This is a genomic window from Actinoalloteichus sp. AHMU CJ021 (genome assembly GCF_002895405.1).
Classification (GTDB): domain Bacteria; phylum Actinomycetota; class Actinomycetes; order Mycobacteriales; family Pseudonocardiaceae; genus Actinoalloteichus_B; species Actinoalloteichus_B caeruleus.
The window spans coordinates 1,727,265-1,752,595 of the sequence record NZ_CP025990.1 but is presented as its reverse complement, the minus strand read 5'-3'; the positions used below and the strand labels follow the sequence as shown (position 1 = coordinate 1,752,595).

Sequence of the window (25,331 nt, the reverse complement as noted above, 5' to 3'; positions counted from 1 at the left end):
ATTGTGGGCGGTCGCGCCCCGAGTCGTAGGCTGCGGGGCATGGTCGACCACCTGCTGCACCGGTTCACCCTGCCCAACGGGCTGCGTGTGGTCCTGGCACCCGACAGGGCGGCTCCCGTCGTCGGCGTCAGCGTCCACTACGACGTCGGTTTCCGTTCCGAACCGGAGGGGAGAACCGGTTTCGCGCACCTGTTCGAGCACCTGATGTTCCAGGGCAGCGAGAGCCTGGAGAAGCTCGCGCACTTCCGGCACATCCAGAGTTCCGGCGGCACCTTCAACGGGTCCACCCACCCCGACTACACCGACTACCACATCCTGCTGCCCTCGGCCGGCCTGGAACGGGCCCTGTTCCTCGAGGCCGACCGGATGCGCGCCCCCAGGATCACCGAGGAGAACCTGCGCAACCAGGTCGACGTGGTGAAGGAGGAGATCCGCCTCAACGTGCTGAACCGCCCCTACGGCGGGTTCCCGTGGATCACCCTCCCGCCGGTGCTGTACCGGACCTTCGCCAACGCCCACAACGGCTACGGGGACTTCACCGACCTCGAGCAGGCCACGGTGGAGGACTGCGCCGCGTTCTTCGACACCTACTACGCGCCGAGCAACGCGGTGCTGACCATCGCGGGAGACCTCGACGTCGACCACGCGCGGGAACTCGTCGAACGCCACTTCGGCGACGTGCCGGCCCGCCGGACCCCGGAACGGCCCTCCTTCGCGGAACCAGCGCCGACCGAGGAACGGCGTGGCGAGCACGACGACCCGCACGCGCCGCTGCCGGCGTTCGCCGCCGGGTACCGCCTGCCCGACCCGAACGCCGACCTCGACGCCTACCTGGCCCACCTGGTGCTGTCCGGGGTGCTCGCCGACGGCGACTCGTCCCGGCTCACCCAGCGGTTGGTGCACGCCGAACCGTTGGCGATCGAGGTCGGTTGCCGGTGCGGCCTGTTCGCGCCGCTCGACGCGCGCGACCCGGACACCTTCCTGATCACCGTGGTCCACGCGCAGGGGGTCGACCAGGAGAGGCTCCTGACCGCGATCGACGAGGAACTGGAGCGGCTGGCCGTCGAGGGTCCGACCGAGGAGGAGGTCACCAGGGTCGTCGCGCGGTGGGCGGCCTCCCTGCACCGGGAGCACGACAGGCTCATGTCCCGAACCCTGCAACTGGGCGCCTTCGAGCTGCTGTTCGGACGTGCCGAGCTCGCCGCCGAACTCCCCGAGCGGTTGGGCGTGGTCGGCCCCTCGGACGTCGCGGCGGCGGCCAAGGCCCTGCGGCCGGAGTCCCGGGCAGTGCTCACCGTGCGCCCCGGCTCCGCCGCCAACGACGACACCGACGGAGGTGGACAGTGACCGGCCAGAACGTCGAGAGCCCGCGGCGGCGCACCGCGGAGGAGATCGGGAGCACCGACCGAGGCCCCCGGCCGCTGCCCGCGCTGGGGACGGCTCGGTTCGCCGAGCAGCCACCGCGCATCGACACCATGCTGCCGAACGGGCTCCGGCTCGTCGCCGTCCGACAGCCCACGGTGCCCATGGTGGAGCTGCGGCTGCGACTGCCCTTCGCCGGCACCGAACGGGACCACGCCGCCCGCTCCGAACTGCTCGCCTCCACGCTGCTGACGGGGACCGAGCGCCGCGACCGGGTGGCGATGGACACCGACCTGGCGATGGTGGGCGCGGACCTCGGCGCCGGGGTCGACCCCGAGCGGCTCAGCATCGCGGGCAACGCCCTCGCCAGCGGCCTCGACGCGTTCCTCGACGTTTTCGCCGACGCGGTGACCGGTGCCGCCTACCGGGACCACGAGGTCGACAGGGAACGCGACCGGCTGGTCGAGCGCATCGGGGTCGCCCGCAGCCAGCCCGGGACCATCGCGCGGGAAGCCCTGCAACGGCGCCGCTTCGGCGACCACCCGCTGGCCAGGGAGCTGCCCTCCACGAACGCCGTGCGCGCGGTCGACGCCGACCAGGTGCGCGCGCTGCACGACCAGTTGGTGCGCCCCTCGGGCGGTGTGCTGGTGATGGTCGGTGACCTCGACCTGGACGCGGTGGCCGACCAGGTGGGTGACCGCCTCGCCGGGTGGCGCCCCGGGCCGGCGACCGGCGGTCTGCCGGAGGTGCCGCGCATCGAGGGCGGGGACGTCCTGCTCGTCGACCGGCCTGGTGCGGTCCAGTCGCAGATCAGGTTGTCGGGGCAGGCCATCCCCCGGCACCACCCGGACTACCCCGCGCTGCAACTGGCGAACCTCGTCTTCGGTGGCTACTTCTCGTCCCGCCTCGTCGAGAACATCAGGGAGGACAAGGGGTACACCTACAGCGCGCACTCCACCTTCGAGTTCACCGGGGACACCGCCGGCGTCCTGTGCGAGGCCGACACCGCCAGCGGTGTGACCGCCGCGGCGTTGATGGAGATCCGGTACGAGCTGGCCAGGATGGCCGTCGCGCCGATCGGTGAGGAGGAGGTGACCGCGGCGCGGGACTACCTGATCGGTCTGCTGCTGATCTCGACGTCCTCGCAGAGCGGGCTCGCCGCGAACCTCCAGAACCTGGCGACGGCCGGGGTGTCCCTGGACTGGCTCCGCGAGCACCCCGATCGCCTGCGCGCGGTCACCGTGGAGCAGGTGTCCGAGGCGGCCCGCCGGTACCTGGCGCCGCCGAACTTCACCGGGGTCGTCGTCGGGGACGCCGCCGTCCTCGGCGAACCGCTACGAGCACTGGGAGATGTCGTCCTGCCGTGAGGTCGTCACAACACTCGTCAGCGCGGCCCGGTGGTGAGGTCGACTTCCAGCTGACCGGTTCTCCAGCCCTGTCCCGCTCCACGGTGGACCGCAGGGAGCTCGTCCGAGGTGACCCCGGTCTGTTGCGGGCGCTCTGGGAGAACGGACGGATGCTGGCGGTCGACCCGCTCGGTCGGGCCCTGGTCACGAGGGAGGAGGCCGCTCCGCACCGTCGACGGCTGGTCGACCGGCCGGTGACCGACGCGGAACCGCCCGAGGAGGCGGTGCTGCTGGGCGCGGACGGCGAGACGGGGTACTGGGCGGTGCCGGTCTCGGAGGGCGAGGCCGACGCCTGGGCCGAACGGGTCCCGGAGTCCGAGCGGGAATGGCTGGACCTCAGGTTCACCGGAGCGCTGCTCGACGACACCGGCGCCGGCCTGCTCACCACGGCGGTCGGGCTGCTGTCCTGGCACCGGCGCGCCGCGTTCTGCGCGAACTGCGGAGCGCCCTCGGTGGCCTCCCAGGCCGGCTGGACCCGGCACTGCACGGGCTGCGGCCGGGAGGAGTACCCGCGCACCGACCCGGCGGTCATCTGCCTGGTGCACGACGGTGCGGGCAACGTGGTCCTGGCACGCCAGCCCACCTGGCCAGCCGACCGGTACTCCATCCTCGCCGGGTTCGTGGAGACCGGGGAGTCCCTGGAGCACTGCGTGGTCCGCGAGGTCGCGGAGGAGGTGGGCGTCCAGGTCGGCGAGGTGCGCTACCTCGGTAGCCAGCCCTGGCCGTTCCCCCGGTCGTTGATGATGGGTTTCACGGCGCTCGCCGAACCCTCGGCGCCGCTGCACCCGGCCGACGGGGAGATCGAACAGGCGCACTGGGTCCCCCGGGACCGGGTGCGCACCGCGCTGCGCGCGGGCGGGGGCGTCCCGGGCCTGATCCTGCCCGGCGCGTCCTCCATCGCCAGGGGCATGTTGGAGGCCTGGGCCTCGGCCGGCTGAGGCCGGCCCAGCTCGACCGCCGCGCGCCCCGGAGCGGGCGTTCGCACGTGGCGTCGGGACCGCCGGGGCGGCAGGGACCGCGCACCCCCATCCGGGTGCCACCTGCCGCCGCCGGTCGACGAGCGGTTGAGAGGATGCCCGCATGGTGGGTGAGCGGCGACTCCTGGACGGCCTCGACCCCGAGCAGCGGACCGCGGTGCTCGCTCCCCGCGGCCCGGTCTGCGTTCTCGCCGGCGCGGGTACCGGCAAGACCAGGACCATCACCCGGCGGATCGCCGCGCTCGTCCACCAGGGCCACGTCGCGCCAGGACAGGTGCTGGCGGTCACCTTCACCGCCCGGGCCGCCGCCGAGCTCAGGACCCGGTTGCGGGACCTCGGAGTGGGCGGGGTCCAGGCCCGCACCTTCCACGCCGCGGCCCTCCGCCAGCTGCGGTACTTCTGGCCCAGGGTGGTGGGCGACGCGCCCTGGCAGCTGCTGGAGCGCAAACCCACCCTCGTCGCCCAGGCAGCCCACCGGCTGGGCGTCGACACCGAGCGGGAGACACTGCGGGACCTCATCGCCGAGATCGAGTGGGCCAAGGGGACGTTGGTGACACCCGGCGACTACCCCCGTGCCGCGGCGCGCCGCACCCCGCCGGTGGCGGCGGAGCTCACCGCCCGCGTCTACGACGGCTACGAGCGGCTGAAGAACGAGGCGCGTCTCCTCGACTTCGACGACCTGCTGCTGCACACCGCCGCTGCTCTGGAGGAGCACCAGGAGGTCGCCGGCGAGTTCCGGGACCGGTACCGGTGCTTCGTCGTCGACGAGTACCAGGACGTGACCCCCCTGCAACAGCGGGTGCTGGACGCCTGGCTCGGCGACCGGGACGACCTCACTGTGGTCGGCGACGCCAACCAGACCATCTACTCGTTCGCCGGGGCCTCGCCGCGTTGGCTGCTCGGCTTCTCCCGCCGCTACCAGGGGTCGACGGTGGTGCGGCTCGAACGGGACTACCGCTCGACCCCGCAGGTCGTCGCGCTGGCCAACGGGCTCATCGACCGGGCGAAGGAGCGCCCGGCCGGTAGCCGGCTCCGGTTGGTGGGACAGCGCCAGGACGGCCCCGAACCCACCTACGGGGAGTACGACGACGAGCCGGCCGAGGCGAGGGCCGTCGCACGTCGGATCCGGGAGCTCGTCGAGTCGGGGACCGCACCGAGCGAGATCGCCGTCCTGTACCGGATCAACGCCCAGTCCGAGGCGTACGAGCAGGCGCTGTCCGAGGTGGGGGTCGCCTACCAGGTGCGGGGCGGGGAACGGTTCTTCGCCCGGCAGGAGGTGCGGCAGGCCGTGCGCGCCCTCCGCGCCGCCGCGGGGGAGGAGGACCCCGGACGGGACCCGGGGGGCCGACCGGACGCCGACCTGCCGGCACGGGTGCGGGTGGTGCTGGCCCCGCTCGGGCTGACCGCCGAGGCTCCGCCTGGCCAGGCCGCCCGGGAACGGTGGGAGTCCCTGCGCGCCCTCGCCGACCTGGCCGTGGAACTGGCCAGGGCGGTGCCGGAGGCGGATCTGCGCCGGTTCTGCGCGGACCTCGACATGCGGGCGGAGGCCCAGTTCCCGCCCACCGTCCAGGGCGTCACCCTGGCCTCGCTGCACGCCGCGAAGGGACTGGAGTGGGACGCGGTCTTCCTGGTGGGTCTGGTGGACGGGACGCTGCCCATCCAGCACGCCGAGGGTGACGACGCCGCGATCGAGGAGGAACGGCGGCTGTTGTACGTCGGCGTGACGCGGGCACGGGACCGGCTCTGGTTGTCCTGGTCGTTGGCCAAGGTGGAGGGCGGCCGTCGCTACCGGAGGCGGAGCAGGTTCCTCCACGGCGTGATACCCGATGGGCACCCGGTCTCGCTGGCGAGCCGGACCCGCCGGCGGGAGGAGGGGAACGCGGTCGGGACCGCCCCGCGCCCCACGTGCCGGGTCTGCGGCCGCGCCCTGGTCGGGGCGTCCGAGGTGAAGCTGACCCGGTGCGCGGACTGCCCCTCCGACGTCGACCAGGACCTGCTCGAACGGCTCCGCCGGTGGCGCGCCGAACGCGCGACGTCGCTGCGGGTGCCGGCGTTCGTGGTCCTCAGCGACGCCACGTTGCTGGCGGTGGCCGAACAGCGTCCCTCGGACCGTGCCGGCCTGGTCGCGATTCCCGGGATCGGGGCCACCAAGCTCGACAGCTACGGCGCCGACCTGTTGGCGGTTGTCCGGGAAAAGACGCAGCTCAACGGCTAGGTACTCACTCGTCCGAATGAAGTCGGAAAATCAGTTGCGCGGCCGACGGGCCGCCCAATAACCTGCACATGCCCGGGTCGGAAGACCTGGAGCCACTGGTGAGCCCGGTGGCGCTGCGTAGTGGAGAGGTGGTGGTCCCGGTGACGACTTCGCTGATGAGCAATCGTGAGCCCGGCTGCCCGACCTCCTGGGCAGTGGGGCGCCTTCCCTTGGCAGCCCTCGGGGTGTTTCCCGCCTCGGTACGAGCACGCCTCGGCTTCCGCTACGACGCCATCGATCGCCAGACCTTCCCCAGCGCGTTCGCGCCGTCTCCCATCAATCCTGTCGACATCCGCACAGGAGTGCGCCTGACCTAGGTCAGGACTCTCAGGCTTACCGAGGCCGCGGACCCGTGTCGACGGATCCGCGGCCTTCGTGTTTTTTCCGCCACCCAACGGCCCCGACGTGGCCGACTACAAGAGGAGAACGCATGTCCACCGTGACCGTCCCACTGTCGGATGGTTCACCTGCCCACTCGTTGACCGGCCGGCCCACGTCGGTTCCCCTGCCGTCCGCCGGTGAGTCCCAGCTCGGGATCGGCGAGCTGTTCACCACCGTTCCCGAGGAGGCCAACCTGCCCTGCCAGACCGAGGACCCGGACCTCTGGTTCGCCGAGGGCCCCGCCGACCTCCAGCGCGCCAAGCAGTTCTGCGGCGGTTGTCCGGTGCGGGCAGCCTGCCTGGCCGGGGCGATCGCCCGGCGTGAGCCCTGGGGCGTCTGGGGAGGGGAGATCTTCGAACGCGGCGACATCATCGCCAGGAAGAGGCCGAGGGGCCGTCCCCGCAAGTCCGACACGACCACCACCGCACTGAACGGCGCGAAGGAGAAGGCAGCATGAACGGCTCGAACATCTGGCACGAGGACCAGCTGGTGCCCAGGGTCAGGCTCATCGGCGCCGACCAGGCTAGCGAGGCCATACTGCTCCACGAATCCCTGGCCAGAGCCCAGATACGGGGTCGACGGGAGTCCCAGTGGCGACATCAACGCGCGGCGGAGCGAGTCCGCCGCGCACGTCGCTGGCGGTGGCTCGCCGCGTTCGCCGTCCGGCGGGCGGACGCGGCCGACGCCGCCTGACGACACGAAGGGCCCTGGCCCCGGCACGTGTGCCGGGGCCGCCCTGGCATGACCACGGGCGCTCGCCCGTTCCCCGGCTGACTGTGCGGGTGGGCGTCCGCCCCGGTGCCCCGGAGGCTCGACGCGGCCACGACCCGGCTGCTCGACCGACGGAACCGGCTGGTGCGCGGCCGGCACCGCCTCGCCCGTCCCTCCACCCGCCCCCCTGCCGGCGCGGTACCCGGCGGTTCCTTGATCGGGAAGGGGGCCGGATCGCGTGCCGAACCTCCCGTCCTCGAACCCGGACGACGATCTGCCGGTCCGGCTCGGCGGTTGGAGGCTCGCCGTCGGCGCCGCCTGGATCGAGGTGACGTCCCACCGCTGTCGTCGACCGGTGAACCAGCGGGAGACCTCGTGCTTGCCGTAGGGGGAGCATTGACGAGCGCGTCGTGGGGGTGGCGAGGCTGGTGCGGCCGCCCTCCCGGCATCGGCCCGCCCGGTCCGCCCTTCTCACGCGAAGGGGTCGGCACCCGTGTTCGGCCTGACGAACTCAGGACGGGGCGAACGGGTCCCCCTCCCGGGCGCAGGTCGCACCCTCGGCGGGGGAGTCGCCCTCGACCAGGTACTCGGAGATGGCCCGGACGACGCATGTCGACTGCTGTGCGGCGATGTGTCCGGCGCCCTCGCTGATCAGGAGGGTGCTGCGCGGAAGTGTCTCGTGCAGTCCCCTTGCCGACCACACGGGTGTGGCGGGGTCGAACTCGCTGGAGACGAGGAGAACCGGCTCGTCCGTCCGGGTGTCCCACGGCCCCTCGTACCGCTCGTTGGTCCCCGCCTGCCAGTGCGAACAGGGGCTGGTCTGCCAGGCGCGGAGCGCGGCGAAGTGGGGAACCTCCCGCTCGCGTGCGGCGACGTGGTCCGCCAGGGCGTCGACCGTGCTCGGGTGGTCGGTGTCCAGGCAGGTCACGGCGTGGTACACGGGGTTGAGACCCGCGTAGGGCGCGACCATCAGGCCCGCGTCCTGGTTCGTCTTGATCTCCTCCGCCAGTGCCGCCGCGTTCGGGCCGTCCGGGGCCGCCAAGGCCTGTTCGACCGCGTTCAGGAAGGACGCGCCACCCGGGGCGTTCCAGACGATCGGCTGGTACAGCCACTGGCCCGTCCACGTCAGGAAGTACGAGTAGGTGAGGGTGACCTCCGCTCCGTCCGACGTGGTCAGCGGAACCCCGCCCTCGTCGAGCCGGTCGACGATCCGGTCGAAGGCCTTCGCCGGGTCGCCACCACCGAACGCGCACCGCTCGCCCGCCGCGACGCACTGCCGGAAGAACTCTTCCAGCGTCTCGCGGGTCGCCAGGTCAAAACCGACCCGGCTGGACGGTGTGGTTTCGGGTTCGCCGGTGTCCCGGCTGAGCGGGGAGAGGACGCCGTCCAACACGAGGCGACCGGTCCGCTCGGGGAACAACGCGGCGTAGACGGCTCCCAGAAAGGTGCCGTACGACTGCCCGAGGTAGTCCAGTCGGTCCTCACCCAACGCGGTCCGCAGCATGTCAAGGTCGCGGGCGATCGCCGTGCTGGACATGTGGTCCAGCAGTTCCCCGCTGCGGTCGCGGCACCGTCGGGCGTACTCCGCGTCGGCCGCGGCCCGTGCCTGGCGTTCGGCCTCGGTGGTGGGCACGGTCGGTATCGACCGCGCGAACTCCACCGCCTCCTGGTCGTCGTCGAAGCAGGTGACGGTGGGGGTGCTGTGCCCGCTCCCCCGGATGTCCACCGCCACCAGGTCGTAGGCGGTCAGGACGTCGTCGGACACCGGCGGCGGGACCATGTCGTCCTCGAGGGCGGTGAGGTAGTCGATCGCGGAATAGCCGGGGCCGCCCCGGTTGATGACGAGGGAACCGGTCCGACTGCCGGGTTCGCTCGCGGGCCTCCTCGCCAGCGCGAGGGTCAGCCATCCGGAGGTGGGATCGGCGTGGTCCAGTGGTACGGGCAGCTCCGCGCACTCAAGACGGGGCGTCTGGACGCACGGGACCCATCGGAGGTCGGGTGATGCATCCGTGACGTGCGTCCCTGACGCCTCCCTTCCTCGCTCGGTCGATGTCGGTTCCCTCGCACCCGCGCGGGCACGTGGACAACGCGAGGACGCTCACGACCACCGTCGCGGTCACGAGGTGACCTCGCGTGCTGACAACTCCTCCACCAGGGTGGGCGTGGTTGGTCAGCAGGCAGCGTGACCGGTCGCCAGGCGGGAACGGCAGTCCTCGGCGTCATCGGTTCTCGTGACAGGTGTCAGCACGGCGGCTCGCCGAATCCCGCTCATGGCCGACGCCGGGAGCGGCGAACGCGCCACCGTCCCGAGAGTGGCGAGCAGGGTCAGTCGGTGCGGAAGCCGGGGAGCCAGTCACCGACGATGCGCCGGGCGGCAACGGTCGCGCCCAGCTGGCAGAGGATGGCGGTGGTACCCATCGTGGTCCGGTAGATCATCAGGTACTCGGGCGGCAGGTTCAGCGAGCGGCTGGTGCGGAAGTCGGTCCCCCGCAGGTTGCCCACGCGGTCGGCCTGCCCCTGCATCCAGCCCCTGGTGAAGGTGAACCGTTCGGTGCGCAGTGGCTCGACCAGGGGGGAGAGGAAGGCCAGGACGTCCTCGGCCGCGAGCTCCGTCCTCGGCCCCAGGAAGCGTTCGGCCCGCAGGAACCGCAGTAATTCCTCCGGGTCGTCGCCGAGGGCCAACCGGAGCAGCACACCGAAGGTCGGCGGCGGCCCGCCGGGGAGGCGCGCGACCGCGCCGAAATCGATCACGATGAGGCGCCCGTCGCCGTCGAGCATGAAGTTGCCGGGGTGCGGGTCCGCGTGGAGGAGACCCGCCTGGTGTGGCGCGGAGAAGTTGAACAGCGACAGCAGCGTCCCCGCGTGGTCCCGGTCGTCCTGGGAGCCGTCGCGGATGATCCCGGCCAGTCCCGTTCCCTCGACCCACTCGGTGACCAGCGCCCGGGGCGCGCTCGCGAGCACGCGGGGGACGCGGACGTTCGGGTCGTCGGTGTACGCCTTGACGAACCGGCGCTGGGCGTCGGCCTCCACCCGGTAGTCGAGCTCCTCCGACATCCGTTCCTGGAGCTCGGTGAGCAGCGGTTTCACCTCGGTGCCAGGCACGATGCCCTGGATGAGGCGGCTGAACCGCTGGAGCTGGCGCAGGTCGGACATCAGGGCCTCCCCGGCCCCCGGGTACTGGACCTTCACCGCGACTTCCCGGCCGTCGTGCCAGGTCGCCCGGTGAACCTGACCGATGCTGGCCGCGGCGGTGGGGACGTCGTCGAACTCCGAGAACCGGCTTCGCCACGCGCTGCCGAGCTGCTCGGTGAGGACCTGGTGGACGTCCCGCGTCGGCATGGGAGGAGCGGCGGACTGGAGTTTGGTCAACGCCTCGCGGTAGGGCTCGGCGTACTCGTCCGGAACGGCGGCCTCGAAGACGCTCAGTGCCTGGCCGAACTTCATCGCCCCGCCCTTGAGCTGGCCGAGCACGGCGAACAACTGTTCGGCTGTCCTGGCCGAGATCTCCGCGTTCACCTCGTCGGCGTCCCGGCCGGTCAGCCTCTTGCCCCAGCCGGCGGCGAAACGCCCCGCCGCTCCCAGCGGCAGGCCAGCGAGCTTTGCGGTGCGCTGAACGGTCCGACGCGGGATCTCACTCACCTGGCGATTGTCCCCCGGAACGGCCACTCGGCGACACCCATTCGGCCGGCTTGTCGGAACGGGTGGTGCCGGCGCGGTCGACGGCGGGACGGCATCCGCACCGGGGGTGGGGCTCCCAGGCCCGCGCCTGGAGGGTCGCGAACCGCAGGTCCAGTTCCAAGGTCGTGTTCCACACCCGTGGGCGGTCGATCCGCGGCGACGCGCCCCGGTCGAGGGCGAGCAGGCACTGCGAAGCGGCGAGCGCGGCCGTCGCCGTACCGGTCGAGCCGTCCACCGGTACGGGTCGTTCGGCGAGTTGCGCGGCGAGCAGCGGCCAGCAGGGGTCGGCGTCGGTCCTGGTGAGGTCGGCACAGCGCAGGCAGCTCGTGCGGCCGGGGACGACGAGCGGGCCCACGACGCCGACGCCGTCCCACACGCGTGCGGGCAGGTGGGGCACCCCGTCCGCCATCAGTTCGCGGACGGCGACGGGGTCGGGGAGGGGGACGTCCGCCAGCACGACGAGATCAGGGGTGCCCGGAGCGAGGACACCGGTCCGCACCCCGGGCACCGCCTCGGCGACCAGGGCGTTCGCCGTGTTCGTGCGGTCACGCCCGACGTCGGCGAGCCGGTACCCCAGCGTGGTGTCCTCCGGGCGGACCGTGCCCTTCGCCGCCACCCGTACCCGGCCCACGCCGCCTCGCGCGAGTTCGACGGCGACGGCCGGCGCGAGCGGGCCGTCCCCCCGCACCAGCACGCGGGCGTCCCGGAGGGCCGGTGGGCGGCCAGGAGGCCCCGTCGCGTGGACGCGATCACCGGCGGGGTCGGGCGTGGCGGGGCCCGCGTCCTCCAGCACCCCGTGCCGCGCCAACCAGTCGAGGAAGGCCAGCGCGGCGGGTGGCTCGGCCCTCGGGGCGACGCCGGGGTGGGGGGTGGGGACCAGGCCTCCGCCGGAGGCGCGGGAGTCGAGGCGGAGGCACAGCGCGACCAACGCCGGGGAGAGCCCCTCGACGACGAGTGCCGCACCAGCGGTCAGGCCGAACTGCACGGAGGCCGTACCCCGGCGGAGCACCGGCAGGCCGGCCCGGACGCGGGGCAGGGTCGGAACGGGGAGCGGAGGGGGAGTGGCCGGGGCTGGCCGCTCCGGTGGTGTGCTCACGGACGTGATGCTCTCGGGTGGGTCGGCGGCGGGCAAACCGGTGTCCACAGGCGCGGCCGGTGGGGGCCGACGATTTCCGGACCGGCGCCACCGCGCGGTCGCGCCGGGGCGAGTCCCCCGCGCGCACCGGTACCGAGCACCGCCGGCCGTGCGGGCGACCGGGGTCAGCGAGCGCCGGGCCCACGTGACCGTGGGCCCGGCGGGTCGCGATCAGGAGGCCTTGCCGAGGATCCGCGTCATCTTCGTGCCGCAGACCGGGCAGGTTCCCTTGGCCATCCGACGGCCGTTCGTCTCCTCGACGGTACCGGTGAAGTCCCGCTTCTCCCGGCACTTCACGCAGTACCCGTTGTAGCTGTCCGCCACGGTTGCCTCCCTACGCTCGACGTGCCCCGAATCCGCCTGACCTCGTTGGGCCGAATGGCCTATTCTGCTCACCCAGGCGACGTCAAGCCACGCTATATGTGGCCGCTTCCGTCATCGGGTATGCGGCGCGGAGCGTGTCCAGTATTGGCAGGTCACGGCGATTCCGCCCGCCAAGCGGGCCGACGATTTCCGGTACGTTGGGTGATCGGCGAACCCCTGGTCGGGGGTACGCGCTCGCACCTACGGCGGAAAGTGGTGCGTCAGCAGCTGGCCAATGCGACCACAGGTCACCTCGGACCACTCGCCGGCGGGGTTTCCCGGCCGTTGTTGGCCTGGTCGGGCCAGTCCCACGAGGTCCGGGCGCCCCCGGCCCGGGCGACGCGCGGGCAGGGCGGCGACCTACCGTGGTGCCGTGGTGAGCCCCCAGGACGGCCCGCTGGCGCGGGTCCCGGACATGCCGCCAGCGGGGATGGCCCCGCCCGAGGTGGAGGTCAGGAGGAGCGCGCGCCGGCGGCGCACCGTCACCGCGTTCCGCGAGGGTGGCAAGGTGGTCGTGCTGGTGCCGGCCCGGCTCTCCGCCGCCGACGAGCAACGCTGGGTGCGGGAGATGCTGCGGCGGCTGGAACGCGGCGAGAGCAGGCGGCGGTCACGCGCCCGGAAGTCCGACGCGTCGCTCGCGGTCCGCGCCCGGGACCTCCTCGGGCGTCACCTCCCCGAATGCCCCGAGCCCGCCAGCGTCCGCTGGGTCCCACCCATGCGCACCCGCTGGGCCTCCTGCACCCCGGCCGAGGGCACGATCAGGGTGAGCGAGCGACTCCGGGACATGCCCACCTGGGTGCTCGACTACGTCCTCGTGCACGAGCTGGCCCACCTGCTCGTGCCCGGCCACGGGGAGGACTTCTGGCGGTTGGTCCACCGCTACCCGAGGGCCGAACGCGCGATCGGTTTCCTGGAAGGGGTCAGCGCGGCGGCGGGGCTGGCCATCGAACCCGCCGACGACTCGGCGCCCGTCGACTGAGCGCGCTCCGGTCAGGAGTGTTCGCGCCCCGGGACGGCCCCGCCGGGCCGGGCGTCCCGGGGCCACCGGGTGTCAGGGCCGCTCGCCGCCGCCCCGCCCCTGGTCGTCCTGGTCGTCGTCGGTCCGCTCCTCGCCGCCGGAGGACGCGTCCCCCGCCGCCGCGCTCTCCTCCGCGCGGCGGAGCGCCGCGAGCGGGTCGTCCAACTCGGAGGAGGCACGACCGAAGTGCTCCACGAAGTCGACGGGATCGTCCAGGTCAGCCGAGGTGGGCATCAGATCGGGGTGGTTCCACACCGAGTCCCGCTGCTCGACGCCGTGCCGGTCGGTGAGCCCCCGCCACAGCGTGGCGGCCGCCCGCAGCTGCCGGGGACGCAGTTCCAGCCCCACGAGGGTCGCGAAGGCCTGCTCGGCGGGGCCTCCGCTCGCCCGGCGGCGACGCAGCGTCTCCCGGAGCGCGTCCGCCCCGGGCAGTCGATCGCCCAACGCCTCGCCGACCACCAGGTCGACCCAGCCCTCGATGAGCGCGAGCAGGGTCTCCAGCCTGGTCAGCGCCTGCTTCTGCTCCGGAGTGCTGCGCGGTTCCAGCAGGCCCGAGCGCATCGCCTCCTCCAGGGAGGCGGGGTTGCTGGGGTCGACCTTGCCCGCCAGCTCCTCCATGGCGTTCGGGTCGACCCTGATCCCGTGGGCGAACTCCTCGACGGTCGCCAGCAGCCGTTGGCGCAGCCACGGCACGTGGGAGAACAACCTGAGGTGAGCGGCCTCGCGGGCCGCGAGGAAGACGAGGACCTCGTTCGCCGGGCGGTCCAGGCCCTGGGTGAAGCGGTCGATGTTGCTCGGCAGGAGAGCGGCCGTCCTCGGCTCTCCCAGCGGCAGCCCGATGTCGGTCGAGGTGAGCACCTCGGAGGCGAACTGCCCCAGGGCGCTGCCCAGCTGGGAGCCGTAGGCCATGCCCCCCATCTGCCCGAGCATCGACAGCAGGGGGCCCGCGTTCTGCTTCGCCTCCGCCGGCAGCATGTCGGTCCAGGCCGAGGACACCTGGCGCGCCACCGGGTCGCACAGGCGCCGCCAGGTCGGGAGGGTGCTGTCGACCCAGTCCTTGGCTGACCAGGTGCGCACGCTCTGGGCGCCGACCGGGAAGGTGGTGACCGGGTCCAGCCACAGCTCGGCCAGCCGGAACGCCTCCGTCGTCGCGTCGTGCTGTCCGGCCGATGGCGGTTGGTCCCGACCCCCGCTGTTGATCTGCTGGAGGGCGAGCTGTTTGGCCAGGTCGTAGTTCACCGGCCCGCTGGAGTGCTGCGAGGCCTGGCTGAGCATCTGGCCGAGCTGGCTGAGCATCTGGCCCAACGAGCCCATGTCGAAGCCCGGCATCCCCCCGGGACCGACTCCGAAGGGCGACTCGCCTCCGGACCGGCCCGAGGGATCGTCGCGCTTCCCACGGTCATCGGGATCCTGCGAGTTGAACCCGAAGGGTAGATCGGTCATGCCGTCAACCGTACGCGGCATGGGCCGACCAGCGTGGGATCGGTCCGCCGGGGTCGGTGGTGACCCGTTCCGTAGGCTGGGCCCTCGTGAGCCGCCGTACTTGGTCCCTGTTGGTGAGTGTCGCGTTGGTCGGCGTCTTCGCCGCCTTCGGGGGTTTCGTCACCGTGCCCTACGTGGCCCTCGGCCCGGGCCACACCTACGACACCCTCGGTCTGGTGGCCACCAGCGGCGAGGTGGCTCCGCCGCCGCTGTTGGAGGAGGGGGACGCGCTCCCCGGTGAGACGGGCGCGGAACCCGACCCTGGCGAACTCCGGTTGACGACCGTGCAGCTCACGACGGACGTGACCCTGTTCGGCGCCCTGGGGCTGTGGGCCAGTGGCAACTACGCGCTCGCGCCCCGCGAGGAGTACTACCCGCCGGACCGCACCCGCGAGGAGATCGAGCAGGAGAACAGGCAGTCCTTCACCGCATCCCAGAGCAGCGCGGAGACCGCCGCGCTGCTCTACCTCGGCTACCCGAGGAAGGTCCTGGTCGGTGAGGTGTTCGGGGACGGCCCCAGCGACGGCGTCCTGGAACCCGGGGACGAACTGGTGACGGTGAACGGCGTCGACGCGGACTCGGCCGAGGCGGTGGTGGAGTCGCTGGCCGACACCGCGCCAGGGGACCGCGTGGACATCGTCATCAGCCGGGACGGCGTGGAGCGGGACCTCACCGTCGAACTCGGGGCCCGGGACGACCGGGAGAGCGGGTACCTCGGCGTCGCGCCCCTCGACCAGCCCGACGTGGACTTCGACGTGGACATCGAACTCGACGAGGTCGGTGGCCCCTCCGCCGGGCTGATGTTCGCCCTCGCGATCATCGACACCCTCAGCCCGGGGGAGATCACCGGCGGGACCCACGTGGCGGGCACCGGCGAGATCACCACCCAGGGCGCGGTCCGGCCGATCGGCGGCATCAGCTTCAAGATGCGCGCCGCGAAGGACATCGGGTCCACGGTCTTCCTGGTGCCGACGGGCAACTGCGCCGAGGCCGTCGCGAACGCGCCGGACGGCCTCCAGCTCGTGGAGGTCGAGACCCTGGAGGGGGCGGTGGACGCCCTGCGCCAGGTCCGCGCCGGGGAACAGCCACCGGACTGCTCCCCGAACTGACCGTCCGGCCGCCGCCGCTCAGGGGCGAAGCGTCGCCCGCAACGCCGTGACCAGGTTCGGGGCGAGCTCCGGGTGCTCGACGATCTCCTCGGGCACGAGGTCGTCCGCCCGAAGCCGCAGCACGCAGGCCGCCGAGCCGTCGCGCAGGACCGCCGCCACCAGGCGTGCCTCCCGGCGCTCCGGGTGGTTCGCGGCCTCCTCCGGGCTGACGGCGAGGCCCTCCTCGGACTCCGCGCCGTCCGCGCCGGGCGGCAGCACCACGATCTCCTGCGCCAACGCGCAGCCATCCACGGCGTCGGGCCACTCGATCCCGGACAGCGCCTCGGCGAGGTCACCGTCGGGCAGGGCGTCCTGCGCGATCGGCGTCAGTGTCGACCCGGGGTCAACCTGACCGACCAGGTTGGGTTCCCTCGCCAACAACGCACTGGTGCTGACCAGCGCGAACAGTTGGATGGGCTGGTCCCAGCCCCCGGAGGCCACGAACTCCTCCACCTCCCGAGCGGCGGCTGGCAGCGACCGGGGCAGTTCTGCGTCGTGTTCTGCGTCCACGGGTCCATCGTTCCGGTCGGGAGGGGACCCCACGACGGGGGGCTCCGAACGCGCGAGACGCCCACGTAGAGTTGGACATCGCAGGACGGACCGCACACCCCACCCCGGTGTGGTCACGTCCGGCCCCTGGTCCCTTGTCCTCAACCCGGGAGAGTGCGCTGTGGCGATGCGGAGTCCCGTCGGCATGCCCAAACTTTCCAGGCGAGCGCGGATCCTCATCGCTGTCGGTGCGGTGCTGCTGCTGTTGCTGTTGAGCGGATCGCGGCTGTTGAGCACCTATGTGGACTGGCTGTGGTTCGGGGAGGTCGGCTTCCGGTCGGTCTTCACCACGGTCCTGTTCACCCGAGCCGTGCTGTTCGTGGCGGTCGGTGTTCTGGTCGGAACCGTGCTCGCGCTCAGCCTGTGGCTCGCGTACCGGTCGCGTCCGGTGTTCGTGCCCGCCTCAGGTCCCGACGATCCCGTGGCGCGCTACCGCACGGCGGTGACGGCCAGGATCAAGCTGTTCGCCTTCGGTATCCCCGTCCTCGTGGGCATCGTGGCCGGTGTCGCTGGCCAGGGCAACTGGCAGGCGGTGCAGCTCTTCCTCAACGGCGGCGAGTTCGGGGTGACCGATCCCCAGTTCCAGCGGGACATCGGTTTCTACGCGTTCCAGCTGCCGTTCTTCCAGTGGCTGCTCGGTTGGGCGTTCGTCGCGGTGGCGGTGGCGTTCGTCGGCGCGCTGGTGGCGCACTACCTGTTCGGCGGCATCCGGCTCGCCGGGCGGGGTGGCGACCTGACCGGCGCCGCCAAGGTCCAGCTCGCGGTGCTGGCCGGCGTCTTCGTCCTGCTCAAGGCGGTCGCCTACTACTTCGACCGGTTCGCCCTGCTGACCTCGGAGCGCAACGACAACTTCGTCGGCGCCACCTACACCGATCTGCACGCGGTGATGCCGGCGAAGCTGATCCTGCTGTGCATCGCGGTCTTCTGCGCCGCGGCCTTCTTCGTGGGCGCGGTGCGCCGCAACCTCCAGTGGCCGGCCATCGCGACGGCCCTGCTCGTCGTGTCCAGCGTGCTGCTCGGCTCGCTGTGGCCCGCGGCGCTCGAGCAGTTCTCGGTCCGCCCGAACGCCAACCAGCGGGAGGCGCCCTCCATCGCGAACAACATGGAGGCGACGAGGGCCGCGTACGGCATCGACGACATCAACTACATCGACTACGAGGGGCAGAGCGACCTCGAACCGGCGGACCTGCGCGAGGACACCGCGACGATCCCGAACGTCCGGTTGCTCGACCCGAACATCCTGACCCAGACCTTCACGCAGCTCCAGCAGCGCCGGAACTTCTACGGCTTCCCGGACAAGCTCGACATCGACCGCTACACGATCGACGGTGAGACGCAGGACTACATCGTCGCCCTGCGGGAGATCAACACCGAGGGCCTGGCCGAGAACCAGCGGAACTGGATCAACCGGCACCTGGTCTACACCCACGGGAACGGGATCGTCGCCGCCCCGGCGAACGAGGTGAACTCGGCGCTGGCGGACACCGGCGGTGAGGGCGGCTACCCGAACTTCAAGGTCAGCGACCTGGCGACACCGGACGGTTTCGTCCCGGTCGAGAACCCGAGGACGTACTTCGGGGAGCTGGGCACCGCCTACGCGATCGTCGGGACCACCGACGACCAGGGCAACCCGTACGAGTACGACACCGACAACGACCGGTACACCTACACCGGTGAGGGTGGCGTCCCGATCGGGAACTGGTTCAACAGGCTGGTGTTCGCGGCCTACCACGCGGAACGCAACATCCTGTTCAACCAGGCGATCAGCCCCGACTCCAAGATCATCTACAACCAGAACCCCCGGGACCGGGTGGCCGACGTCGCGCCGTGGCTGACGGTGGACAGCGACCCCTACCCGGCGGTCGTGGACGGGAAGATCACCTGGATCGTCGACGCGTACACCACGCTCGACAACTACCCGTACGCGGAGAAGACGGAACTGGGTGAGGCGACCACCGACAGCCTCACGAACGCCCGGGGCGTGCCGGAACAGCTGGACGAGCGGATCAGCTACATCCGGAACTCGGTGAAGGCGACCGTCGACGCCTACGACGGCACCGTGACGCTCTACGCGGTCGACGAGGAGGACCCGGTCCTCCAGGCGTGGCAGAGCGTCTTCCCGGACACCGTGCAGCCGGAGAGCGAGATCAGCGACGACCTGCGGGCGCACTTCCGGTACCCGGAGGACCTGTTCAAGGTGCAGCGGGACCTGCTGACCCGCTACCACGTCGACAACCCGAGCGACTTCTACGCCAACGTCGGCTTCTGGAACGTGCCGTCGGACCCGACCGTGGGTGACGACCCGGGTGAGGCGAACACGCCGCAGCCGCCGTACTACATCCTGGCGGAGGACCCGGCCACCGGAGAGGCGACCTTCCAGCTCACCAGCGCCCAGGTGTTCCTCCAACGGCAGTTCCTCTCCGGCTTCATGTCGGTGAACTCCGATCCGGAGAACTACGGGGACATGACGGTCCTCAGGCTCCCCGTCGACAGCCAGACGCAGGGCCCGCAGCAGGTGCAGACGCAGTTCGTCTCCTCGACCGAGGTCAGCACGGAGCTGAACCTGTTGCGGCAGCAGGCCACCGACGTGCTCTTCGGGAACCTGCTGACCCTCCCGGTGGGAGGCGGTCTGCTCTACGTCGAACCCGTGTACATCGAGCGGAGGAACGAGGACTCCTCGTTCCCGCAGCTCGCCAAGGTGTTGGTGAGCTTCGAGGGCCGGGTCGGGTACGCGCCCACCCTCGCGGAGGCGCTCGACGAGGTGTTCGGCACCGGTGCCGGTGAGGGGGCCACCGACCCCACCGGGGAGGACGTGGAGGTCGCCGAGGGTGACGAGCCCTCGGGTACCGACGACACACCCACCCCACCGGAGACCGAGGAGCAGGGAGCGGGCGAGGACACGAGCACGCCGACCACTCCGCAGGCTCCGCCCGCCGACTCGGTCGACTCGGCGGTCCAGGGCATGGACTCGGCCCTCGAACGGCTCCAGTCGGCGCAGCGCTCCGGTGACTTCGCCGAGATCGGGCAGGCCTACCAGGATCTCGCCGAGGCCATCGAGCAGTACGAGTCCCTGCGGGGAGACGGTGGTTGACAGTCCAGCCGCCGGTTCCGGCCGGCGGCGCTGACTCCGTGAGCGACGCCCCGGGGGCACTCCCCCGGGGCGTCGTCCTCGTCCGGGCGCGGTGGGCCGAGCGGAGTGAGACGGGGGTCACGGCTGGATCTGGTCCCCGCGATTTGCGTTCGAGGTTGATCCGTTCTAAAGTAATTGAAGTCAGGGCGAGCGGAGGCCATCTCCGCAGTGGCCGGAGGCCAGGTCCTGAGCGACGCGGGGTGGAGCAGCTCGGTAGCTCGCTGGGCTCATAACCCAGAGGTCGCAGGTTCGAATCCTGCCCCCGCTACCACGAGGTCCCGCACACCGCGAGGTGTGCGGGATTTTTCGCATCCCGGGGTCGGTCCGGCCTGGTCGAGCGTCCGTGGGCGGCAGGCGCCGTCCTCCGCCGCGGCTGGCGGCTCGGCTGGTCGGGGGCCAAGGCTGGTGAGGGACCCGTATCCGCCGGTGATCCACGGCGGGCGCACCTGGACCCGGGCGCGCGGCGAGGGCCGAGAGCCGCCGGGACGGGCGGGGCGTGGCACCATCCAGCTCCCGGGCGGACCTCGTCGGCCCCGGGGGAGGGAGAAGCATCCCTGGTCGCGAGGGTGACGTCCCGGCGACGCCGTCACACGGCCCCTTCGGGAACGGTGGACGTCCACGCTGTCGGGAGTCCCACCGCTGGCGGCTCGGGCACGCCGCGGATGGTCACGAGTTGGTCTCCCGGTAGGGCACGCTCGGGGTGCGTGTCGGACCGGGCTGGGAGAGTGGCCGGATGGCGCTCGAGTTCCGTCGGACCCGGCACGACGACCTTCGGCTCATCCAGACCTGGCTCCGCCGCCCGCACGTGGCCCGTTACTGGGTGCACGACACCAGCGACGCGGGGGTGGAGCGCGACTTCGCGGGCAGCGTGCGGGGCACGGAGCCGTCCGAGGACTTCCTCGTGCTGTGGGGAGGCAGCCCCATCGGGTTCGCGCAGCGGTGCCGGATCCACGACTACCCGGAAGGGCATCGCGAACTGATCGAGCTCGTCGACGTCCCGTCCGACGCGCTCACCATCGACTACTTCATCGGCGAGCCGGAGCTGCTGGGGCGGGGTCTCGGCACGCTGTTGATCGAGGCCTTCACCGAGCTCTGCTGGCGGGACCACCCGGAGGCGAGCGCGATCATCGTCCCCGTCGCCACGTCCAACGCGCCGTCCTGGTCGGCCCTGCGCCGCGCCGGGTACGCCGCCATCGGCACCGGGTACCTCACCCCGGACAATCCCCTCGACGACGGCAGCCACCACGTCCACCGGCTCGACCGGCCGACCCGCGGCCCGGAGGCGGACCCATCAGCTCCGGGTGATCAGGGAGGACCTGGGCACCGCTGAGGCGGAGGGAGCGCCGCGCGGGTGGCACACGACCTCCACCGGGACGGAACCAGTCGGTGCCCCTCCGCGTGTGTTCCGGGCTTCCGCCATCGGGACCCGGGCGGTGGTGGGCCGCCGAGGTGGACGCCCCGTCGAGGAGCGCGGCCACGACCTCCGGTCCCGGGGTGGGAAGCGCAGGGGCCGCGCGGAGCGTGGTCCCGGGCCCCACAGCACCTCCGCCCTCCCCGCGACACCGTCGCGGGCCACCGGCTCGTCCGGTCCCTCGGGCCGGTGGCGCACTCACGGCTCAGGCGGCTCCCACGGCCGTCCGCGTCGCACCGGACGGAGCGCGCCGCGTGCCGCCCCGGGCGGAGCTGGCCGTCCACTCCGACCGGGCTCAGGGAGTCGGGGTCGTCGACCACGGCTCCCTGAGCCCTCCTCGCGCGGATTGGCGGCGGGGGTGGCGTCGGGCGGCTGACCGGACCCGTTCGCCGGTTCCCGGGGGCGGTGCGCGCCTGTCGGGCACATCGTGGGTGTCACCGCGGGTCAGAGCGTGCTTCGTGCGGGTGCGCCACCCTGGGGTACCCCCGGGTTTGCCGCCGTTTCGGGCATCCTCTAAGCTCTTCCATGTCGGGAGGAGCGGCGGTGGGAACCGCGGCGGCTGGCCCAAGGCCAGATCCCGAACGGCGCGGGGTGGAGCAGCTCGGTAGCTCGCTGGGCTCATAACCCAGAGGTCGCAGGTTCGAATCCTGCCCCCGCTACGAGTGGAACGGCCCCGGTCCAGTGGACCGGGGCCGTTCGGCGTTCCGGGGCGTCCCCTGACCGTGGACGGGAGATCAGTCCCTGTTGCCGGTGAACACCCGCCGGTCCGCGCGGTCCCCGAGCAACCGCCGCGACTCCTGTTCCAGCAGTTCTCGCAGTTCCGGGTGGAGGCGGGGCGACCAGTCCGCCAGGAACTCCTCCAACCCACGACGACGCGACCGGACGAACGCCGATGCGAGCCTCTTGCCCGCCGCCGTCAACATGAGGTAGCCGTCCCGCTCCCGCACCAGCCCCGCGTCGACCAGCTCGGACACGTACGGGGCACCCGTTCCCGGCTCCACCCCGGCCTGGTCCGCCAGCCACGCGCGGGTGCTCGGCCCCTCCCGCTCGAGGTTCGCCACGATCCAGCAGGACGCCGGGCTCAGGTCGACCTCGGCCGCCGCGGCGAGCCTGCGGTAGTAGTCGTGCCGCATGTCCCGGTCGGCGTAGCGGGAGATCGCCAGTCGCAGCTCCTCCCGCGAGTCCCGTGCGCTCGGCGCCGCCCCGAACCGGGTGCCCGGGTGACCGCCCCGCACCGAGTCGCGGAGCGGGACCTCCCGGAGGAACAGGCTCAGCAGGAACGCCACCGCCGCGACGGGGGCCGCCATCAGGAACACCGGGCTGAGCGCGTCGACGTAGATGTCGATGAAGGAGTTCGCCAGTTCGGGCGGCAGCTGCCGCACCGCCCTCGGGTCGTTCTCCAGCGTCGTCGCGTCGACACCGGGCGGCAGTGGCAGGTCACCTCCGCGCTCGGCCAGTCGGGTGTTGAGCCCGTTGGCGAACACCGCGCCGAACGTCGCGACCCCGAAGGACCCGCCGATCATGCGGAAGAACGTGTTGCCCGAGGTGGCGGTTCCGAGGTCCGCGTAGTCGACGCTGTTCTGCACGGCGGTCACCAGGACCTGGAGCACACAGCCGAGACCGGCGCCGAGCAGCGCGAAGTACAGCGACATCACGAGGGTCGATGTGCGCTGGTCCATCGTGCTGAGCAGCAGCATCGCCACCGTGATGAGGGCGGTGCCGACGATGGGGAACACCTTGTACCGGCCGGTCCGGCTGATCAGGTTCCCGCTGCCGACTGAGGTCACGAAGATCCCGAGGACCATCGGGAGCAGGTGCACCCCCGAGAGGGTGGGGGAGACGGAGTGCACGATCTGGAGGAACAGCGGCAGGTAGGTCACGGTGCCGAACAACGCGAAGCCGACGACGAAGGCCATCGCCGCGGCCACGGGGAACACCGGGTCGCGGAAGAGGCGCAACGGCAGCACCGGCTCGGCCGCCCGCCGGGCCGTGAGGCCCCACAGCACCAGGAGCACCACCGCCGCGACTCCCAGGCCAAGGACCACCGGGGAACCCCAGGGGTAGGTCGTCCCGCCCCAGGTGGTGAGCAGGACCAGGGACACCGCCGCTCCCGCCAACAAGGTGGTGCCGAGGTAGTCGATCCGGTGCCGTCCGGCGTGGGCGGTCCTGGGCAGCACGACGGCGACGACGGCGAGCGCCAGCACGCCGAGCGGCAGGTTGATGTAGAAGACCCAGTGCCAGGAGAGGTGGTCCACGAACAGGCCGCCGAGGAGGGGGCCGGCCACCGAGGCGAGGCCGAACACGGCGCCGAAGACGCCCTGGTAGCGGCCTCGTTCCCGAGGGGGCACGACGTCCCCGATCAGGGCCTGCGCGAGCACGATGAGGCCGCCCCCGAAGAGGCCCTGGAAGGCTCGGGCCGCGATGAGCTGGGTCATGGTCTGGGCGATGCCGCAGAGCGCCGAGCCGACCAGGAACCCGATGATCGCGGCCTGGAACAGACCCTTGCGGCCGTACTGGTCCCCCATCTTGCCCCACAGCGGGGTGGAGGCGGTGGACGCGAGGATGTACGCCGTGACCACCCAGGAGAGGTGGTCCAGCCCGCCGAGGTCGCTGACGATCGTCGGGAGCGCCGTGGCCACGATGGTCTGGTCCAGGGCCGCCAACAGGACCGTCAACATCAGGGCGCTCAGGACCAGCGGCAGCGTGGTGTCGCCCGGCCGACCAGCGGCCGCGCGCGTTGCCGGCACCGACGCCATGCCACCTCCCGGGTCGCCCGGCCACGGGCCGACGGACCGTCCCGGCTCGTCGGTCCGCCAGTGTGGTCCGGGCGGCGGGTGGCGGCAATTCGACGGGGCTGGGCGCGCCCCCGCGACCGGGCACCCGCCGCCCCGGTGGTGGCCGAGGAGACGAACGGACGACCGGGACCGCCGTGCACCTCCGTCGGGACCCGATGACCCGCCGGAGGTGGGTGACCAGGCGGGTGGCCCGGCCGGTGGTGCTGAGGGCCGCCCCGCCTCAGGAGGAGGTCGGCCCCTCCGCCTCGGCCACCACCGCCCGCCACCGCTCCCAGGCGCGCCGCTCGGCGCGCTCGGTCTCCTCCTGCTCCGCCCGTTCCCGTTCGGCCTCCTCCACGCGTTCCGCCCACCGACGGGCACAGGCGGCCGAACAGGCCCGTTCGGTACCCGAGCGCCGGTGCTGTCCCCGCAGCGCGCGTCCACACACCCCGCACCGTTCGCCGTCGTCGGCCGGCGGGGGGAGGAACCGAGTCCTCAGGGTGCGGGCGCGTTCGGCGACCTGGTCCCGTACCTCGGCGCTCCGGGCGGCGGCCCTGTCTCGCAGCCAGCTGCGGTGCATTCGACGACTACCTCCGGTCGGGGGAATCTGTGCTCGGCCAGGGGGCCGGACCTCGTCATGCTCGACGGGGCGCCCGGAACGCGCGCGGCGAGTGCGCGATTTCCGCCCGATCGCATGGCCCTTCCCCGTCGGGCCGCGAAAGTGGGTGACGGGAGTCCCGGGCTTCCGGCTGGCGCGGACCGGCGATGTGCGGTAGGCGCCGCTGGCCGCCCCTGACCAGGCGATGTCCGGGGCCGGAAGGCCCGGAGGCGGGTGTGGAGGAAGGCGCGGCGTGCCACGGGCCGTACCGTCGCTGACCCTTTCGGGGCATCGTCGGGGGGACCAGCCAGGACAGGCCCCGGCCCGGCCTCGGCCACTGTGGACGAGCCGCGCGCGCCGTGGCACCGTGGAGCCGTGTCCGAGTTGAACTCAACGTCTGCCGCACTGCTCGGCCTGCTGCACGACGGTCCCATGACCGGCGGGCAGCTCGTCGCGGCGGTTGCCGAACGCTTTGGTGGGTTCTTCAGCGTCACCAGGAGCCAGGTCTACCGGGAACTTCCGGCTCTGGCGCAGAACGGCCTCTTGCGGCTGGGCAAACAGGGCCCACGCTCCAGCCAGCAGTACGTGATCACCGCCGCGGGCAAGCGGGCCTTCAAGACATGGCTGAACACCGAACCGGGACCGGACAACCTCCGGAGTCCGCTGGTGCTCAGGCTCGCCTACGCCGGGTCTCTCACGGCTCGGCAGCGACGCGCCCTGGTGGAGGCGGCGCGACCGGACGCCGCCGCCAGGCTGGACGCCGCGAAGCAGGACGCGAAGGCGGCCGACGACCCCTTCACCAAGGCGGTCGCCGACTTCGCGGTCGCGCACAGCCGAGCCCTGCTGAAACTGCTCGACACCGTGCCGACGGACTGATCCCCACCACGAGTGGGAGGCGGGCCGGTTCGGGCGCGACCGTCCACCGGGCGGTCGAGCTCGACCGCCCGACCCGGG

At 72.3% G+C, this 25,331-nt stretch carries 20 protein-coding genes and 2 tRNA genes; 14 read left to right on the top strand and 8 right to left on the bottom strand.

All coding sequences use genetic code 11. The features are described 5' to 3' along the window. Positions 1-39: 39 nt before the first annotated feature. From C1701_RS07225 to C1701_RS07200, 7 genes are all read left to right on the top strand, one after another. Positions 40-1,347: a M16 family metallopeptidase gene (locus tag C1701_RS07225; RefSeq protein ID WP_026417255.1), complete on the top strand. Its 1,308-nt coding sequence runs from the start codon at positions 40-42 to the stop codon at positions 1,345-1,347. Next, positions 1,344-2,729 carry a M16 family metallopeptidase gene (locus C1701_RS07220; RefSeq protein WP_026417254.1) on the top strand — a complete coding sequence of 462 codons (1,386 nt, stop codon included), beginning with the start codon at positions 1,344-1,346 and terminating at the stop codon, positions 2,727-2,729. The genes C1701_RS07225 and C1701_RS07220 overlap by 4 nt, the downstream gene beginning before the upstream one ends. After that, positions 2,726-3,706, top strand: coding sequence for an NAD(+) diphosphatase (nudC, locus tag C1701_RS07215; protein WP_245588667.1), 981 nt, complete (start codon positions 2,726-2,728; stop codon positions 3,704-3,706). The genes C1701_RS07220 and nudC overlap by 4 nt, the downstream gene beginning before the upstream one ends. A gap of 142 nt (positions 3,707-3,848) precedes the next feature. Next, positions 3,849-5,960: an ATP-dependent DNA helicase UvrD2 gene (locus C1701_RS07210; RefSeq protein ID WP_026417252.1), complete on the top strand. Its 2,112-nt coding sequence runs from the start codon at positions 3,849-3,851 to the stop codon at positions 5,958-5,960. Positions 5,961-6,100: 140 nt separating this feature from the next. Further along, the gene (locus tag C1701_RS27215) at positions 6,101-6,316 is read left to right on the top strand and encodes a hypothetical protein (RefSeq protein ID WP_155886014.1); all 216 of its coding nucleotides are present in this window, start codon (positions 6,101-6,103) and stop codon (positions 6,314-6,316) included. 113 nt (positions 6,317-6,429) lie between these two features. Continuing rightward, complete coding sequence (locus tag C1701_RS07205) at positions 6,430-6,837, top strand: WhiB family transcriptional regulator (RefSeq protein ID WP_030104122.1); 408 nt, start codon at positions 6,430-6,432, stop codon at positions 6,835-6,837. Continuing rightward, complete coding sequence (locus C1701_RS07200; RefSeq protein WP_030104121.1) at positions 6,834-7,073, top strand: hypothetical protein; 240 nt, start codon at positions 6,834-6,836, stop codon at positions 7,071-7,073. The genes C1701_RS07205 and C1701_RS07200 overlap by 4 nt, the downstream gene beginning before the upstream one ends. Positions 7,074-7,602: 529 nt before the next feature. On the opposite strand, the gene C1701_RS07195 is transcribed toward C1701_RS07200, so the two are convergent. The 4 genes from C1701_RS07195 to C1701_RS27210 form a co-directional block, all read right to left on the bottom strand. Next, the gene (locus C1701_RS07195) at positions 7,603-8,901 is read right to left on the bottom strand and encodes an alpha/beta hydrolase (RefSeq protein ID WP_337662283.1); all 1,299 of its coding nucleotides are present in this window, start codon (positions 8,899-8,901) and stop codon (positions 7,603-7,605) included. Positions 8,902-9,416: 515 nt separating this feature from the next. Beyond that, positions 9,417-10,730, bottom strand: a complete 1,314-nt coding sequence (locus C1701_RS07190) for an ABC1 kinase family protein (protein ID WP_103055721.1) — start codon at positions 10,728-10,730, stop codon at positions 9,417-9,419. Further along, positions 10,723-11,865, bottom strand: coding sequence for a ThiF family adenylyltransferase (locus tag C1701_RS07185; protein WP_162147264.1), 1,143 nt, complete (start codon positions 11,863-11,865; stop codon positions 10,723-10,725). The genes C1701_RS07190 and C1701_RS07185 overlap by 8 nt, the downstream gene beginning before the upstream one ends. Before the next feature lie 210 nt (positions 11,866-12,075). Further along, positions 12,076-12,228: a DUF5679 domain-containing protein gene (locus tag C1701_RS27210; RefSeq protein WP_016696985.1), complete on the bottom strand. Its 153-nt coding sequence runs from the start codon at positions 12,226-12,228 to the stop codon at positions 12,076-12,078. Positions 12,229-12,697: 469 nt separating this feature from the next. Between C1701_RS27210 and C1701_RS07180 the strand changes: the two genes are divergently transcribed. Then, positions 12,698-13,246, top strand: coding sequence for a M48 metallopeptidase family protein (locus C1701_RS07180; protein WP_026417249.1), 549 nt, complete (start codon positions 12,698-12,700; stop codon positions 13,244-13,246). Between the two features lie 72 nt (positions 13,247-13,318). Here C1701_RS07180 and C1701_RS07175 read toward each other — a convergent pair whose 3' ends face one another. Then, complete coding sequence (locus C1701_RS07175) at positions 13,319-14,728, bottom strand: zinc-dependent metalloprotease (RefSeq protein WP_035291284.1); 1,410 nt, start codon at positions 14,726-14,728, stop codon at positions 13,319-13,321. A gap of 86 nt (positions 14,729-14,814) precedes the next feature. Between C1701_RS07175 and C1701_RS07170 the strand changes: the two genes are divergently transcribed. Beyond that, complete coding sequence (locus tag C1701_RS07170) at positions 14,815-15,876, top strand: YlbL family protein (RefSeq protein ID WP_051313277.1); 1,062 nt, start codon at positions 14,815-14,817, stop codon at positions 15,874-15,876. A gap of 18 nt (positions 15,877-15,894) precedes the next feature. Here the strand turns inward: C1701_RS07170 and C1701_RS07165 are convergent, their stop codons facing one another. After that, positions 15,895-16,425, bottom strand: a complete 531-nt coding sequence (locus tag C1701_RS07165) for a PPA1309 family protein (protein WP_035273200.1) — start codon at positions 16,423-16,425, stop codon at positions 15,895-15,897. Positions 16,426-16,609: 184 nt separating this feature from the next. Between C1701_RS07165 and C1701_RS07160 the strand changes: the two genes are divergently transcribed. The 4 genes from C1701_RS07160 (at position 16,610) to C1701_RS07145 (ending at position 21,664) form a co-directional block, all read left to right on the top strand. Next, positions 16,610-19,555 (top strand): UPF0182 family protein, encoded by a 2,946-nt coding sequence (locus C1701_RS07160; RefSeq protein ID WP_030104117.1) that lies wholly within the window; start codon positions 16,610-16,612, stop codon positions 19,553-19,555. A gap of 233 nt (positions 19,556-19,788) precedes the next feature. Next, positions 19,789-19,865: transfer RNA gene (locus C1701_RS07155), tRNA-Met, on the top strand. Between the two features lie 462 nt (positions 19,866-20,327). After that, positions 20,328-20,924 carry a GNAT family N-acetyltransferase gene (locus tag C1701_RS07150; RefSeq protein WP_103056988.1) on the top strand — a complete coding sequence of 199 codons (597 nt, stop codon included), beginning with the start codon at positions 20,328-20,330 and terminating at the stop codon, positions 20,922-20,924. Between the two features lie 666 nt (positions 20,925-21,590). Further along, positions 21,591-21,664 (top strand) — tRNA-Met (locus C1701_RS07145). Positions 21,665-21,739: 75 nt separating this feature from the next. Here the strand turns inward: C1701_RS07145 and C1701_RS07140 are convergent. Beyond that, a complete protein-coding gene (locus C1701_RS07140) occupies positions 21,740-23,752 on the bottom strand; it encodes an MFS transporter (protein ID WP_211237447.1) in 2,013 nt (670 codons plus the stop codon). A gap of 268 nt (positions 23,753-24,020) precedes the next feature. Then, the gene (locus C1701_RS07135) at positions 24,021-24,359 is read right to left on the bottom strand and encodes a hypothetical protein (RefSeq protein WP_051313276.1); all 339 of its coding nucleotides are present in this window, start codon (positions 24,357-24,359) and stop codon (positions 24,021-24,023) included. A 393-nt stretch (positions 24,360-24,752) separates the two neighbouring features. On the opposite strand from C1701_RS07135, the gene C1701_RS07130 reads away from it, so the two are divergent. Then, a complete protein-coding gene (locus tag C1701_RS07130) occupies positions 24,753-25,253 on the top strand; it encodes a PadR family transcriptional regulator (RefSeq protein ID WP_030104113.1) in 501 nt (166 codons plus the stop codon). Positions 25,254-25,331 lie beyond the last annotated feature (78 nt).